Origin of the sequence: Ralstonia sp. R-29 (assembly GCF_049913345.1) — a bacterium.
In the GTDB taxonomy this organism is placed as follows: domain Bacteria; phylum Pseudomonadota; class Gammaproteobacteria; order Burkholderiales; family Burkholderiaceae; genus Ralstonia.
On record NZ_CP184377.1, the window covers coordinates 2,992,954 to 3,008,176 of the forward strand.

Sequence of the window (15,223 nt, forward strand, 5' to 3'; positions counted from 1 at the left end):
GGTTACCAGTAGGTGCGCGACAGCCGGATGGCGGCAGCGGCATAGCCGTGGCTGGAGAGCGCTTGGCCGCCGTCGCCGGCGCGGCGGTTGGACGTGGTCGGCACAGCATTGGCACGCTCGGGCGCACCGGCGCGGGCCTGCACGAACGGCGAGCTGAACGGCAGCGCGATGGCCGAGAAACGGCGGGCGGGAATGTTGAATTTGCGCATGGCAACTCCTCGCCACATGGGCGCGACACGTGCGCGGCATGCGGCAATCGCCGCACAGGGGTCGTCTTACCCTGGCGGCAGATTCAAACAATCAAGGAGCGATGCAGACACCGCTGCCTTGCCTGGGCGGCAAGTCAGCAGCAGGGAAAACCGTGCGGCGGACTCGCCTAGTGGGATACCGATGAAGGTGTCGGATAAGGTCGACTCGGACTGTCCATATGGGTCCTCCGTAGGCGTTAGAACTCCGCGTGGGCACGTATGCCAAAGAACTTGGCAGGCCCGCGGTCCCGGTTGTAACCGGGGTTCTGGATCAACTGAAAATCGGGGCTGAGCGTGATGCCCTTGGCCGGTTGAAAGCTGTAAAACACTTCGATGATGCGTTCGTGGCCATAGTTCAACGCGCCATCGCCCAGGAATGCGCCGCTGCCGCCGGCCGCGAGGTACGCCCGGTGATCCGGCCCCAGCATGTTCAGCGAAAAGGCCGCGCCGACCACGTCGTTGGGCCGCCCCCACGACACGCCCTTAAGCAGGCCACCGAACGACACATTGCGGCCGGCCTCCGTAAAAGCATAGGTCTCCGTCTTGTCGTCCGACCAGTTCAAACGGGTGAACAGGCCCAGGTTTTCACCCACCTTTTGCTCGAAGGACAAACCCACACCCACCTTGGCATGCTCCCGGCGCACCGGGCTCAGATCGGGCGTGCTACCCGTGGACTGGCCGAGCGCAATCGCATCATCAAAGCGGCCCATGCGGGCGAAGTTTCGCCAGCCCAGCAAGCGCACCTTGCCCTCTTGGCCGAACAGCGTGTAGCTCTTTTCAAGCTCCAGCATGTCTCCGTAATGCTTGAGAAAGCGCGTGTCGAGGGGCAAGCCGTTGGACTCCACCGGCTGCAGGAAACGGCCCGCGCGGACGGCCCAGCCGAGTTCGCTGTCGATGTACTCCAGCGCAACGCCCCAGCTGTAGCCACGCGCATCGGCTGCATAGTCGAACGATGGATGCGTCATGAACGACCAGTTCAGGAATTGCGTGCGGGGATCATGCGCATACTCCACGGCATCGAACACGTCCAGCACCGGCAGGTTGCCCACCGTCAGGACCACGCGGCGCTTGTCGACCACATCGGCGAACTGGTTGAAGTCGGCGTCGACCTTTTCTGTGTCACCGCCCAGGCCCCAGATCTGGCGCACGAAAACGCGGGCGCGGTACAGCGTCGGATCGCCGCCCGTGACCTTGGCCAACTCGCCGTTGGTCGGGCCACCGAGGCCATGCAGATCCGAAAACGCCTTGCCCATCACCACTTCCGGGTTGAAGTGGAATTCCGCGCCCTTCCACAGCCGCATGCCCAGGTCCAGGGTCGTACTGAAGGAATAGCTCGTGGCGCGGCCCGGTGTCAGGCTGTTGTCGCCGCTGTATGGCGATTTGAACGCAGGCTTGGCTTGCCAGACCCAGGTGGATTGGCCATGGAAGCCGAAGCGATCGCCCAACTCACCACCGGCGATCAGCGGCGCATCGGCAGCCGGGGCATCTTCCGCTCGGGCAGCCTGCGCACACACCGACAGCAGCGTGATCACAGCCGACAACGCCAGACGACCAAGCACAGCAGCGCGTACCAGAACCAGCGGGCGCACCGAAACCCAAACGTATTGCAGCATCGAGAGAAACAGCATGAGACCTCCCCCGTCCGCTTCTATGACGAACGTAGGCATGAGCCGCACGGCCCTCCCAGGAAACCACGCACGCAAACGCGCACGCAGCCTCATGGCCGTGTCGGTAAAACCATCGAATTGTGGGAAGCGACTTGCGCAGAGAACCCACGCAAGTGCCACTACCCGCCGTGCAATGCGGCTAGGCAGTGGTGAGGCGCGCAAGCGGCACGCCGAGACTGTCTAGCCGTTCAATGTGCGATCGAAGATCGACTAGAACAACTGTCCATGGAGAACATCTCCGTAGCTATGACGGGGCGCAGAGTAACAAAGCGTTGTTGAGATCGGCAAGCGCTTTTTTGGCGGCGCGAAGCGATGGCGCGACGGGCGCGGCGCAAGCGCGGTGCCAAAAGAAAACAACCTCCGCAACGGAGGCCGTTTGGTGATGCTGGTGCCGGCTGCAGGAATGAAATGCGTAGGTCTTAACGACGATAGCGACGGCCGTCCAAGCCGGACCTTCCCCATTATCCAATAATGAAAACCCGATATGTCGCCGTGGCCGCCATCACTTTTACAGAATTATGTCCATCACCCCTGTTTTTGCAGGGTGTAATCGGTTACCTATCCAAATGGTGGATTGATCTTTATTCCATTAATCCGGCGCCGACCTTTGGCGAAATAAAACGAATTAAAAAACTTTCAATGGAATTAAAAATCGAGCCATGCCAGACTTGAGCCGCGACCGGTTTTCCGTGGTGAAACCGCACCGGCCTATTCCCCGGCATGCCAGGCATCTGGCGCCAGTACGGGCATCCCGGTCGTCCTCGGGGCTTTTCAAATCCTCGTCCTCACACTTGCGCCCCCGGCCCATTCGCGGGCGGTGAATGACGTGTGCCGAATTGCACATGCGATACCGCCTGCCTGCCAGGCGTGTTCGGCTGGATCGTCATTTAGCGCCGGGTATTCGATTCGGATTTTTCGCGGGCGCAAACGATAATGGTGACAATATGGACACAACCAGGTGGCAGGAAGATCTGCTTGCGGACATGAACACGCTATCGTGCACGCGCGAGGCGTTCCGGCGCGTGGAGCGCGCGGCGCAGGCGCTTGGTTTCGACCTGTGCGCATACGGTGTGCGCATGCCGCTGCCGCTGTCGCGGCCGCGCACCACCATACTCAGCAATTTCCCATCGGCCTGGCAGGCGCGCTACCAGGAGGCCAACTATCTCGAGATCGATCCCACGGTCGCGCACGGACGGCGCACGACGGTGCCGCTCGTGTGGTCCGACAGCGTGTTCGCGAACACGCCCGAGTTCTGGGAGGAAGCGCAGGCGGCCGGCTTGCGCGTGGGCTGGTGTCAGTCCTGCTTCGGCGCCGACGGCGTGGGCAGCATGCTCACGTTGGCGCGCAGCACCGGGCAGGTCTCGGCGAGCGAGCTTGAAGGCCTGGAGCTCAGGATGCGCACGCTCGTCAGCGTGAACCATATGGTGTTTTCGCGCCTGCTCGGCACCAGCGCGTCCGCCGTCCCCCCAGAAAAGCTGTCCCGCCGCGAGACCGAGGTTCTGCGCTGGGCGGCGGACGGCAAAACATCCATCGACATCGCCGACATCCTGCACCTGTCCGTGGACACCGTGAACTTCCACACGAAGAACGCCGTGCGCAAGCTCAACGCACCGAACAAGACCGGCGCGGTCGTGCGCGCGGCCATGCTCGGTCTGCTGTATCCCTGAACTCACGCCGCGTCGGCCAGGCGCACGTCGGTCACCGACAGCAGCCGCTGCCCGCTGACGAGCGCACCCGCGGCCTCGACAAGCGCCTGCCGGTGCGCGTCGCTCACCGCGATGCCCGCCTCGGGCAGCTTGCCGGCCAGATACTCCAGCAGCACGGCGTCGTCGAGCCGGTAGTCCGGAACCACGCCGCTGTGCAGATGCCATGCCAGCGCCGCGCACGCGCAGGCCAGCAGCGTGATATAGCGCTCGCTCAACTGCATGGCCATCACCGTGTCCGGCGCGAGTGCAGACTGCGCCATCGCGGCATCGCAGTCGGCAAGCCAGGTCCGCACGGCGGTCTCGAGCGCCGACAGCGCCTGCGCCACGGCCGGCGGCATCTCACTCGGCATCCCGGGCGACGTTTTGCGCATGGCCTCGCGCATCGCAAAGAACGCCGGCAGCAGGCAATCCTCCCCGCCGGTGCCCAGACGCAAGTCAGACTGCGCCGGCCAGCCCTTGCAACTGCCGTCGCGCCACAGCAGCACGGCCGCCTTGTCGAGCCAGCCGGCGCCGGGCCCTTCGGCCAGCCGTTCGTGCAGCTTCGCACAGAGCGCGCGCAGTTGCCCAGCGATCAGGCTCAGGTTGACCTGCGTGCTGCCGTCGAACAGGCTCACGACCTGGCTGTCGCGCATCTGCTTCTGGAACACGCCCCACGGATATTCGCTGCGCACGTAGTGACGCGCGCCGAGCACGAGCGCCAGTTCGCGGCCGATCGCCTCGGTCTCGCTCGGTACGTAGAACTTCGCCACGGCCGACAGCACACTCAACTCGGCGGGGCGGGCCGTGATCGCGCGGCAGGCCACCTGGGCCACGACGTCGGCGACGAGAATGCCCGCATAGCAGCGGGCGAGACGCGCCCGCACGGCCGGGATGTCGATCGCAAGCTTGCCGTAGAGCTCGCGCGTACTCGCGAAGCGGAACGTCAGGCGGAACATCGTATCGACCGCGCCGAGCGAAAAGCCCGCGCACAGCACCCGCGAGATCTGCAGCGTCTTGAGCACGGTCGGCAGCGCGCCTTCGGGGCACGGCAGCAGCGCGTCCGCGCCGCATGGATACGCTTCCAGCCGCAGCCCGCTGATATCCGCACCGCGAATGCCGAGCGTGCGGATCTTGTCGAGCGGCTGCCACCCCGGCGCATCCGCGCCGTCCGCACCATCGGGCTGGCGCAGCCACAGCAGGCCGAGCCCGGCGCCGCCGTCCTCGCGTTCGACGCGGCACAGCACGGTCAGGCTGGCGCCGCGCGTGGCATTGTTGATGAGCCATTTCGTGCCGTCGGCCACGAAGCCCTGCCCCTGCGCGCGCACCCGAAAGCCCGTGGACAGAATATCGCTGCCATGCTCCTTCTCGGTCAGCGCCAGGCACGCGAGCCGGCCCTCTCTCAGCAACGCCGCCGCGCCGCGCCGCTGCTCAGCGCTGCCGGCAAGCCAGACCGGAATGCTGCCGAGGAACGCCTGCCCGAACGCGATCGCCGTGGTGAGATCGCGCCGCGAGATGAGGCGCGACATCAGCATCGCCTCTTCCAGCTCGCGCAGCGCACCGCCGAACGGCTCCGGGATCAGCTGCTCAAAGCAGCCCAGCGCGTGGAGCCGCTCGAGATGCGGCTGCGGAAACGCCTCCTGCTCGTCGAGCGCGAGCGCGCTGTCGAAGCAGATCGCCGCGTGCGCCTGCAACGGGCTGCCCAGCGCGGCCTCCAACGCCTCGCCGGACTGTATTGCCTTGGGGTCCATCAAAACTCTCCTTGCATCAGGGGAACGCCTTTGTCGAAAGGCAGGGTTGGGGGGGCGCTCATGCCGGTAAGACGAGTACGTGGGCCGTGCCGGCGTCGGCCGCGCACAGCGCGCGCCAGCGGTTGGCGCCGGCCGCCTGCGCCGGCAGCGCGCCGCCGTCCGGCCCCGCGCGCCACAGCGGACGATCGGGTGCCTGCCAGCCCGCAAGGTGCAGCGCCTCGGCGAAGCGCGCGAAGCTGCCCTCGCCCATCGCCTTGAAGAGCGCCTCCTTCAGGCACCAGAGATAGGCGCGCGCCGCTTCCGGCGGACCGGACAGCGCCTGCTGGACAACGCGCACCTCGGCGGGCCGCAACAGCGCTTCGAGGCTGCGCGCGCGCAACGCCTCGAAGCCCTCGAGGTCGACCCCGACCGGCATCGCGCCGACGGCCGCCATGGCCAGGCGCCGGCTATGGGTGATCGACACATAGAGCGGCAGGCCCTGGAACACGGGGCGCCCTTCCTCGTCGTTGACGATCGGCCACGTGGACGCGGGCGGCACCGCGCGCTGTGTCATGCGCGCGAGCAACAGGTGCAGCGCATGCTTGGCAGCCAGGCGTCCACCGAGCCATTCGATACGGCGCTTGCGCAGCACAAAACTCTGCAGCCGCGCGAGCTCGCCCGCATCGAGCCACGCGCTCGCGCGCCAGCGCTCGCAGTCCGGGCCCGGGCAGTCGGCCGACAGCGCCTCGAGATCGATGCGCCAGCTGCACAGCGCGTTGCCCTGCGCCATGCCGGGCGCCGTGCCGAGGCTCGCCGGCGGCTCAGGCATTGCGCTCAAAGCCCGGCGGCACCAGCACGCCCGCGAGCTGGCTCGCGACGGTCGCCATGCGCCCGAAGCGCGCCTGCAGGCTGCGAAAGAGCGGCAATTGCATGTCGCGCTCGAAGTCCGCCAGGCTGCTCACCTGGACGATCTCGAAGAAGTCGCAGTCCGCACCCTCGGCCGCCTCGTACACGTGGAAGCGCAGCACGCTCGGCAGGTCGCGGCATGCGGCATAGTCGACGTCCTTCACCCAGGCAATGAATGCTTCGCGGTGGGACGGGTCCAGCAGGCGGATGCGGTCGATCAGGATTTGCATGATGGGGTTTCAGTGGCGGGTATCGGATTGCAGATCGGATGGCGTGTCGGATTGCGCGCGGGCGGGCTCGATCTCGACCGCGCCCGATTCGCCGTCGATCGACACCCAGTCGCCCGTGCGGATGCGCGCGGTGGCGTTGCCCGTGTTGACCACGCATGGCAGGCCGAACTCGCGGGCGACGATCGAGCTGTGCGAGAGCATCGAGCCCACGTCCGTGACGATGCCGCCGGCCAGCGCAAAGAGCGGTGTCCAAGAGGCATCGGTGAAGCGCGTCACGATGATCTCGCCCTTCTGCAATTCGCCCGCCTGCGCGTCGACGTCGTGGATCACGCGCGCCTTCGCGCGCACGCGCCCGCGCGACGTGCCGAGGCCATGCAGCGCGCCTTGCACGGTGCCGTCTCCGTCTGCCTGCGCGCCACGCGGCCGCGCACTCGCCTGGCCGAAGAACGTGAGCGGCGGTTCGTCGTCGCGCACGCGCGCCTTGTGCAGCCGGCGTGCGGCATCGATGCGCGCGCGCGGGAAACACTCGGCCGCGCTCGCGTCGCCGTTCGCGTACGCGCACAGGTCAGCGAAGTCGAGGTAAGCGAACTCGCGCGCGTCGTGCAGCACGCCTTCCGCCCCAAGGCGGCGGGCCAGCTCGACGAGCACGCGGCGCACGAGCCAGATCGAGGTGATCATGCTCATGCGCGTCTCCTCGCGCAGCTCGCTGCAGCCGCAATAGAGTCGGATCACACGGCGCACGACGGCGCGCTTCCACGCTGGGAGCCGACGCAACAGGGCCTCGGTGTCCTCACCGCCATCGGCCGCCTCTGTCGCGGCGGCCAGGCGATCTTCGACGGTGTTGCCGCGCTCGAGGTAGATCTTGAGGACCTGGAACACGTAGGTCGGATCGTCGATCCAGCGCGGGTGGGAGAGCTCCATCTCTTGCCGTGCGCGCACGCCGTTCTCGCGCAGGAACGGTGCAAGCTCCTCGCGCAGGAAGATGGCGCCCTCGGCGTCGCGGCCCAGCGCCGCATGCAGTTCGGCGGCCGGCAGCGCGCGGATCATCGCCTCGACGCGCGGATAGCGCGCCAGCGACTCGCGCAGCGTCCAGATATCGCGCGCGCTGCGGATCGTGCGCAGGTTCGACATATCGCCCTTGAGCCGATTCTGCAGATGCGTGCCCACGCCCGGCAGCCACGCGTGACAGAGCTCCTCGAGCAGCCCATACGTGGCGAACGCGTTGATGTAGAACGGCAGGTAGCCGATATGCATCGCGCGGAAGTAGTCGAGCGCGTGCGTCAGTTCCTCGCGCAGCTGGTCGAGGCCCATCGCCGTCAGGTCCTGCGCCGCCGCGCGATCGAACTCGCGATAGCGCGACGCGACCATCCGCGCCGCGCGTGCCTTCGCCCCCGCCAGCTCGCCGAGCGTCTTCCAGACCCAGTACGCGCACGAGCGCAGCCGCGAGCCGCGATGGCGGTCTCCGTACGGATTGCGGTAGCCGGTGAGATCCACGTCCTCGCTCGCGAAGCGGGCCAGGAACGGCCGCTGGTCGAGCCCCGCCGGCGTCTGCGAAAGCAGGTACGCCGTATAGGCCACGTTGAGGTAGACGTGGCCCTTGTAGTACCCCATGTACTCGTCAGGATCGCCAAGGTCCAGCAGCCCGATGCCCGTGCCGCACGCGCGGTGCACCTTGTACTGGTAATGACGCGCGAACGAGATGCCGAGCGGCGTCATGCGCCCCGTGAAGATCTCACCGATATCCATGCGCGACCACAGCGCGCGTTGCGCCACATCGGGCGCGGGCCGGCCCTGGTGCGGCGTGGCCGGCTCCGCCACGCTCGTGATCGGCCGACTTTGCAGCAGCCACGTGGTGTCGCCGTACTGCGCCCATTCGATGTCCTGCGGCCCGCCGAAGAGCACGTTGCAGCGCTGCAGCAGCAAGCCGACCGCGCGGGCGCGCGCAGCGTCCAGCACCGGTGCCTCGCGCAGCGCAGGCGGTACGTCCTGCTCCACCACCCGCGCCGCGCCGGCATCCCACTGCACTGCCGATGGCTTGGGCCGGATCGCCCGCTCCACGATGCCGAGCCCGGCGGCGTCGATCCGGTAGAGGTCCGAGCTCACGCGCCCCGACACCAGTCCCTCGCCGAGCCCGTAACAGGCCTCGACGACCCAGGCATCATCGCGCCCGCTCACCGGATCGTGCGCAAACGCGACGCCCGCGCGCTCGGCCGGTACCATCGTCTGCACGACAACGGCCATCGCGAGCGCCTCGCCGGCCGCTGCCGCGCCGCGCTCGCGGCGGTATGCCAGTGCGCCGGCGTTCAGCAGCGACGCCCAGCAGTCGCGCACGCTATCCAGCACGCTGTCGGCGCCGCGCACGTAGAGGAACGTGGCGTACTGGCCCGCGAACGAGTGCGCCACCGAATCCTCGCCAAGCGCCGACGAGCGCACGGCCACCGGCGCGGCGCCCAGCGCGGCATGCGCCTGCAGGATCTGTTCCGCTGCGCCCGGCGGAAACGCGGCGCGGCGGATGCGCTGCGCGATATCGGCGAGCGCCGCTTCGTCGCCGCGCGCCCAGGCCTGCGCCAGATCGAGGTCGTTGTGGGCAAGAAATCGCCCGAAGGCGGCGGCGGGAATGCAGAACCCGGCCGGCACCGGCAGGCCGGCCGCGTGCATACGGGCCAGACTCCATCCCTTGCCGCCCAGCGCGTCCGCGCCGAGCGCCAGCGCCGTGTCGAAGCCGAGCGCCCAGGTGCCGCCGGCAGCGGCCACCTCACCTGCATCACGCGCATCAAGCGCGGGCAACACCTCGCGCGCCGGGTCATCCGGGCCGTTGCAGGGGCGTGGCAAGGGTTCGAGGGTCAGCGTATCCATGGGGCGCTCCGGTGGAGAAGGTTCGGCAAAAAGGTGTTGCGGCGCGTCACGCAACGCTCGCGAGAAAGGCGTAGTAGCTCTCGCCGGGCAGCACGCGCCTGTCCTGTACGTTGGCAAAGCCGTGCTCGCGCAGCAGCCGGGTGAGCGTCTCGCGCTGCGGCAGGCCGTCCTCGGTTTCAGAGAGCGCCCACCACAGATGCAGCGCGGCAATCGCAGCGCTGCCACCGCGGCAGCTCGTGGTCAACAGCAGGCGCCCCTGCGGCCGCAGCAGCGCCCGCACCTTGCGCAGCAGCGCCGCGCGGCGCTCGCCGCTGAAGTAGTAGATGTTGTTGTGCAGCGTGATGAGGTCGAAACGCTCGGACGTCTCGAAGCCGAGGATGTCCGCATGCTCGATGTGCAGGTCCGCCCCACGGTATCCGCTCGCGGTGAGGTTGCGCCGGGCCGCGTCGGCGACCTCGGCCTGGTAGTCGAGCGCGACCACGCGCAGCGCGGGTTGCCGCGACAGCATGTAGCCGACGTAGTGGCCCGCGCCGCAACCGATCTCCAGCACCGAAGCGTTCGTGGCGGGCATCGTCTCGAACGCCCAGTCGATCGCCTCTTCGACGAGCGGCTCGAGGATGCGCGAGGCACGCGCGATCAGGTCGCCGTCCTGGTCGGCCAGCGTATAGGGGCGCGACTCGCGCAGCCGCTGCGGCGCCTGCAGGATCGCGTCGTAGTGATAGCGGCTCACCTCCTCGAACAGCGCGCCGAGTGTGGCGTTGCCGCTTTGCGCGAGCATCCGCGACAAGCGCCCCCGGAGCCGGTAGCGGCCATCGCGGCGCGCGATCTCGCCCGCCTTGACGCCGCACTCCAGCCAAGCTTCCACGGCCGGCAGCTGGCCCGGACCGAGCGCCATGTGGCGCGCGATGGCCTCGACGCCACTCGGCTCGCGCGCCAGCAGCGCGAGCACGCCGTTCGCGCCTGCCGACGTGGCAAACGCACTGCGATAGAGATGATTGGCCTGTCCGCCGAGGCGCAGCATGGCGGGTAGGTTTTTTTCGAAGATCAGCTTGCGCAGCGTGGCCAGGTTCATGGTGTCGTTGTCTGTCGATGAATGGGGTCAGCCGGGGGCATCGGCGTGCGAGTCAGGCGGAACAATCAGAAGTACCAGTCGAGACCGAGCTGCGCGACGCGCCCCTGGCGCCAGTACTCGCTCGCGACGCCGTTGCGCCGCCCGGTCCCCGTGAGCGGGCCGGCCACGCTCGCACGCAGCACGACGTTGCGCTGCGGCGTGTAGCGCATCGCGAGCGTGAGCTGCTGGCCGTGGTCGGTCAGGTTCGCGAACCACAGCCCGTCCACGTGCACGAGCGGATGCGCCTGGTAAGAGATCGAGGCGCCGAGGTATTGCCTGCCCGAGCCCAGCCACGGCAGGTCGGCTTGGCGGCTGACCGGCGTCTGGTGAAGGTACTCAAGCGTGCCGATCGTGTTGGGCGCGAGTTTTCGGCTGGCCCCGAGCACCACGCGGTGGCCCCAGCCACCGCGCTCGTTGTCCTGTCCGCTGTCCTGTCCGGTTCGCGAGCAGCTGTCCGCGCGGCTGTCGCGGCCGCGGAACGCCAGCCCCTCGCCATACCAGTCCACGTCGGCCACGCCCGTGACGAGCGCACCCGCCGCCGCGAGATCGCAGTTGCGGCGCTGGCCGACAGAGAAGAACGACTTGCTCGTCTCGCCGCCATATTCGATCCGCTGCAGCCACTTCGCGCGCGTGGCGCCGCCGCTGTCCTGGCTTGCGCTCACGATGCTCTGCGTGCTCACACGGTCGGTCACGTAATAGTCGAGCCGCGCTGCGTCCACGCCAGCCTTGTAGAGGCGCTCCACATCGCCGGGGAGAAATGGCGCGTAGGTATCGGCCGGCGACCACAGCCGCGAGAGCGTGAGGCTCACCGGCTGACGCCCGACCGTCACCCGCGCACGCGAGAAGCTCGCCTGCGCATACAGCCAGTCCATGCCCATCGACTGCAGCGACTTGCCGTCGCGCTCGCGCAGCGTGAGGCTGCGGATACGGTCGGCCTGGCCCTGGTTCTCCACGAGCGACTGCATGAGCCATGGCCGCGAGGTGCGCCAGTCTTCCACGTTCACATGCGCGACCCCGCGCAGCGCACCGTAGGTGGCCTCCGACGTGAGACGCAGCGTCGCCATGCTCGCGTAGCCGGCGTGGTCCTCATCGCCCGGCCGGCTGGCGACCGCGCGGTACTGGAGCACGCCGCCCCAGTCGATCTCGGGCCGGGCCGGGCGGTCCGCACCGGCACCCTCTGGGCGGCTCGCGTCGGCACCCTCGGCCCCGCCGTTGCCGGAAAGCCCGAGCGCGTCGAGCACCGCCGCATCCTGTTGCGCGGCGGCGGAGCCCATGCCGCCGAGCATGAGCGGCAGCATCACGGCGCCACCGCGCGCGAGCCGGCCTAGGAGGCTAGGCCAGCGCATCGATCCGCGGCATGGGCTGCAGGGTCTGCTTGTCGTTGACGATCGTGCCGTCGCGCAGGGAGATCACGCGCCGCCCCCGCTCAATGACCTGCGGATCATGCGAGCTGAACACGAACGTGATGCCCTCCTCTTCGTTCAGCCGCACCATCAGGTCCATCAGGTTTTTGGCCGATTTCGAATCGAGGTTGGCGGTGGGCTCATCGGCGATCACGAGCCGCGGGCGGCTGGCGATCGCGCGCGCAACTGCCACGCGCTGCTGCTGGCCGCCGCTGAGCTGGTCGGGAAAGCGGTCCGCGAGCTCGCCCAGGCCAAGCTGCCCCAGCACCTCGCGCGACACGCGGCGGCGCTCTGCGGGCGGGCGGCCCTGGAACTCCATGACCATCTCGGTGTTCTCGGCCGCGGTCAGTACGGGCATCAGGTTGTACGCCTGGAACACGAAACCGATCTCGTCGCGCCGGATGCGCGCGAGCTCGGTCATCGACGCCTGCGACAACGGTCGCTGGTTGAACGTCAGTTCGCCGGCCGTGGCGGTGTCGAGCAGGCCGATGATGTTCAGCAGCGTCGTCTTGCCGGAGCCGGACGGCCCCGCGATCACCGCGAAGTCGCCATGGCGAATGTCTAGGTTGATGTCGGAAAGCGCGCTGACCGACTGTTGCTTGCGGCGAAAGACCTTGCCGATGCCGCGAAGCTGCACGATGGGCGCGAAGGCGTCTTGCTCAGCCATGTTGACTCGATTGAAGTGGAGAAAGCCGCCCGGCACGGTAGGCCGGGTAGACCGTGACGACGACGGTCAGCAGAAACACGAAGCCCGCGCCGGCGAACAGCTTTTGCGGCTGCAGGTACGAATAGAAGCGGTCCGGCAGCAGCACGCCGCCCGCTTCGAGGCTCGTGCCGAAGATCTCGCGGAAGTTCAGGCCCTCGGTGGCGAAATGCAGATGCGCGGCATAACCGAGTGCGAGCCCGAGCACGACGCTGAGCGCCGCGAGATACAGCGCCTCGCGCAGCACCACGCGCGTGACGAGCAACGGACTCGCCCCGAGCGCGAGCATCACGCTGAACTCGCGTGCGCGCTTCATCACGGACATCACGATCGTGTTCAGGATGCCGGCCGCGACGACGATCATGACGATCACCATCAGCAGGTACATGCCCGCGGCGTCCAGCATCACGGCCGAGTACAGCTCTGGCGCCGCCTCGTTCCAGCGGCGCACCTGCAGCAGCTGTCCCTTCGCTTCAACGGGCAGCAGCGTGCGCAGTGCGGCGGCGGCCGAATCGAGCGCCGCGTCGAGCCCCGACTGGTCGTGCAGGTAGAGCGCGATCTCGCTGACCCCGTTGCCCGCGCGCGCAAGACGCTGCGCTTGCGCAAGCGGCAGCTCGACCCAGAACGCATCAAGCTCGACCATGCCCGTGTGGAAGATCCCGGCAACACGGAACGCCGCGCGCGCGAAGTCCTGGCCCGTGGCGGGCTTGACTGTCAGCGTCACGCGGTCGTCGAGCCCCACGCCGAGCGCGCGAGCGAGGCGCGAGCCGATCACGACAGGCGGCAGCTGGCCGGCGGGCGTGTGCGCCGCGCTCGCGTCCAGCGGCACGCCCTGCACAATCGCCTTGTGGTCGGCGATGCCCGACACCTGCGTCTCGAGCCCGGGCACCACGCCAGACGCGGTGACGGCCACCGTATTGCCGCCCGACTGCACCATCGCGTTCAGGCGCAGGCGCGGCACCGCGTGGCTCGCCTGCGGCAGCTTCGCGCGCAGGTGCGCGGCCAGGTCCTCGCCATTCGCGACGAGCCGGTCCAGGCCCGGGTTGTCGGCATAGCCGCGCTCGGACACAAGCAGATGGCCGAGGCCCATGCGCACACCAACGTCGATCATCGCTTTGTGCCCGCCCTCCGAGAGCCCCTGGAAAATCGTCATCAACGCAACGGTGGCGACGACGATCAGGGCCGTCAGCACGCTGCGGCGGCGGTTGCGCAGCAGGTTGCGCAGCGCGAGTCTGTGTTCCATGGTCATTTGACGGACAGTCCTTGCGCGGCGGGAATGCGCGTAGCCACCGCAGCCGGTACCAGCGCCGCCAGCAGGTTGATGAAGAACAGGCACACGAGCGGGATCAGCGCGCTCTCCGGCGACAGGCTCGCGCGCAGCACCGGCGCCACGCTCACACCCGACATCGAGAACTCGCCGAACGCCGACACGTCCAGGCCGTGCGTATGCAGCCATCCCTGCGCGACGTAGCCGAGCCCAAGCCCGACCAGGCACGCAAGGGCCGTGAGCCAGAAGGTCTCCAGCATCACGAGACCCATGATGTTGCGCGGCGCCTGGCCGAGCGCCTTGAGCAGACTGATTTCGTGCTGGCGCTCGAGCACGCCGACGAGCATCGTGTTGAGCACGCCAATGCCGGCGACGAGGAACACGATGAACACGAGCGTACCCATCAGCGCCCGGTTGGATGCGATCAGCGCCATGATGTCCGGCCGCAGCTGCGACCACGCCTGCACGTGTTGCGGCGCACCGCCCGATGCCGACAGCGCGCGGCCGAGCGTGGCGGCCACGTCAACCGCATCGCGCGGATCGCGCACGCGGATCGCGATTTCGTGCGCCTGCGCTTCGAGCAGCAGCATCTTCTGCAGATCGTCCGCCTGCATCAGCACGCGCGAGCGGTCTGTGGCATCGAGTCCCGATCGCGAGATGCCGACGACTTCGAGATCGAGCGTCGACTGCGCACCGAGCGTGTTCTCGTAGAGCAGGCTCACACGATCACCGGGCTCCGCGCCGAGGTTGTTCGCGAGCTTGCTGCCGAGCACCACGCCGGGTGGCCGCTCGGGGCGCGGCGCCAGCTGTTCGGCAATCGCGGCTGAGGCGTTCGCGCGGCGCGCGGCATTGGCATCCACGGCCCGACGGCTGCCATGCTCCAGGCGCGCAAACGCGTCATCTACCGCGGCCTCGGTCAGGCGCCGGTCCTGCTCGGCCTGCGCGACCGACAGCGGCTTCGCGGTTTTCCACGGCGTGGGCTGCTCGGGCACGAACGCGCCGCGCTCGAGCGTGCGGTGGATCGTGGTGACCACGCGCTCGGCGGCGGGGTCGATGCCCATCAGTTGCACGCCGCTCGAGCGTTGGCCGTTGCTCAGGTAGCCCCACGCGTACAGCCGCCGGGCGGCCTGCTCGACCTGCGGCGACTCGCGCAGCCGCGTGAGGTCGTCGGCGCCAGCCGGTACCGTCTTGAGCACCTGGCGCGTGGCAAGGTAGTCAGGATGATGAACCTGGATATGGCCGACCTCACCGTCGACGGTGCCACGGATCAGGTCCAGGCTCAGGCCGTCCATGATGCCAAGCGTGGCCATGCACAGCGACATGGCCAGCGCGATGCCGGCACCGGCGACGATGCTGCGCTTGCGGTTGCGGCGCAGGTTCCGCCACGCCATCTTGAAAGTGGAGCTCGTCATCGGGCGTC

Annotated in this window: 13 protein-coding genes; 2 read left to right on the top strand and 11 right to left on the bottom strand. The window is 68.2% G+C overall.

Annotated elements, in window-relative coordinates:
• Positions 1-2: 2 nt before the first annotated feature.
• Positions 3-209, bottom strand: a complete 207-nt coding sequence (locus tag ACN9M1_RS14085; RefSeq protein ID WP_426395302.1) for a hypothetical protein — start codon at positions 207-209, stop codon at positions 3-5.
• Between the two features lie 236 nt (positions 210-445).
• Positions 446-1,876, bottom strand: a complete 1,431-nt coding sequence (locus ACN9M1_RS14090; protein WP_426395304.1) for a carbohydrate porin — start codon at positions 1,874-1,876, stop codon at positions 446-448.
• 531 nt (positions 1,877-2,407) lie between these two features.
• Between ACN9M1_RS14090 and ACN9M1_RS14095 the strand changes: the two genes are divergently transcribed.
• On the top strand, positions 2,408-2,587 hold the full coding sequence (locus ACN9M1_RS14095) for a hypothetical protein (protein WP_426395306.1): 180 nt from the start codon (positions 2,408-2,410) through the stop codon (positions 2,585-2,587).
• A gap of 311 nt (positions 2,588-2,898) precedes the next feature.
• Positions 2,899-3,582 carry an autoinducer binding domain-containing protein gene (locus ACN9M1_RS14100; protein ID WP_426395307.1) on the top strand — a complete coding sequence of 228 codons (684 nt, stop codon included), beginning with the start codon at positions 2,899-2,901 and terminating at the stop codon, positions 3,580-3,582.
• A gap of 2 nt (positions 3,583-3,584) precedes the next feature.
• On the opposite strand, the gene ACN9M1_RS14105 is transcribed toward ACN9M1_RS14100, so the two are convergent.
• From ACN9M1_RS14105 to ACN9M1_RS14145, 9 genes are all read right to left on the bottom strand, one after another.
• Complete coding sequence (locus ACN9M1_RS14105; RefSeq protein WP_426395309.1) at positions 3,585-5,348, bottom strand: acyl-CoA dehydrogenase family protein; 1,764 nt, start codon at positions 5,346-5,348, stop codon at positions 3,585-3,587.
• A 58-nt stretch (positions 5,349-5,406) separates the two neighbouring features.
• Positions 5,407-6,117, bottom strand: coding sequence for a 4'-phosphopantetheinyl transferase family protein (locus tag ACN9M1_RS14110; protein ID WP_426395311.1), 711 nt, complete (start codon positions 6,115-6,117; stop codon positions 5,407-5,409).
• A gap of 31 nt (positions 6,118-6,148) precedes the next feature.
• A complete protein-coding gene (locus ACN9M1_RS14115) occupies positions 6,149-6,463 on the bottom strand; it encodes a hypothetical protein (RefSeq protein WP_426395312.1) in 315 nt (104 codons plus the stop codon).
• Between the two features lie 9 nt (positions 6,464-6,472).
• A complete protein-coding gene (locus tag ACN9M1_RS14120; protein ID WP_426395314.1) occupies positions 6,473-9,319 on the bottom strand; it encodes a PEP/pyruvate-binding domain-containing protein in 2,847 nt (948 codons plus the stop codon).
• 46 nt (positions 9,320-9,365) lie between these two features.
• Positions 9,366-10,391: a class I SAM-dependent methyltransferase gene (locus ACN9M1_RS14125; protein WP_426395316.1), complete on the bottom strand. Its 1,026-nt coding sequence runs from the start codon at positions 10,389-10,391 to the stop codon at positions 9,366-9,368.
• A gap of 65 nt (positions 10,392-10,456) precedes the next feature.
• Positions 10,457-11,728, bottom strand: coding sequence for a hypothetical protein (locus tag ACN9M1_RS14130; protein ID WP_426395318.1), 1,272 nt, complete (start codon positions 11,726-11,728; stop codon positions 10,457-10,459).
• A gap of 34 nt (positions 11,729-11,762) precedes the next feature.
• Positions 11,763-12,500: an ABC transporter ATP-binding protein gene (locus ACN9M1_RS14135; RefSeq protein WP_426395320.1), complete on the bottom strand. Its 738-nt coding sequence runs from the start codon at positions 12,498-12,500 to the stop codon at positions 11,763-11,765.
• Positions 12,493-13,785 (bottom strand): ABC transporter permease, encoded by a 1,293-nt coding sequence (locus ACN9M1_RS14140; protein WP_426395322.1) that lies wholly within the window; start codon positions 13,783-13,785, stop codon positions 12,493-12,495. Before ACN9M1_RS14140 ends, ACN9M1_RS14135 begins: the two co-directional genes overlap by 8 nt.
• Positions 13,782-15,215, bottom strand: coding sequence for an ABC transporter permease (locus ACN9M1_RS14145; protein WP_426395324.1), 1,434 nt, complete (start codon positions 15,213-15,215; stop codon positions 13,782-13,784). Before ACN9M1_RS14145 ends, ACN9M1_RS14140 begins: the two co-directional genes overlap by 4 nt.
• Between the last annotated feature and the right edge of the window lie 8 nt (positions 15,216-15,223).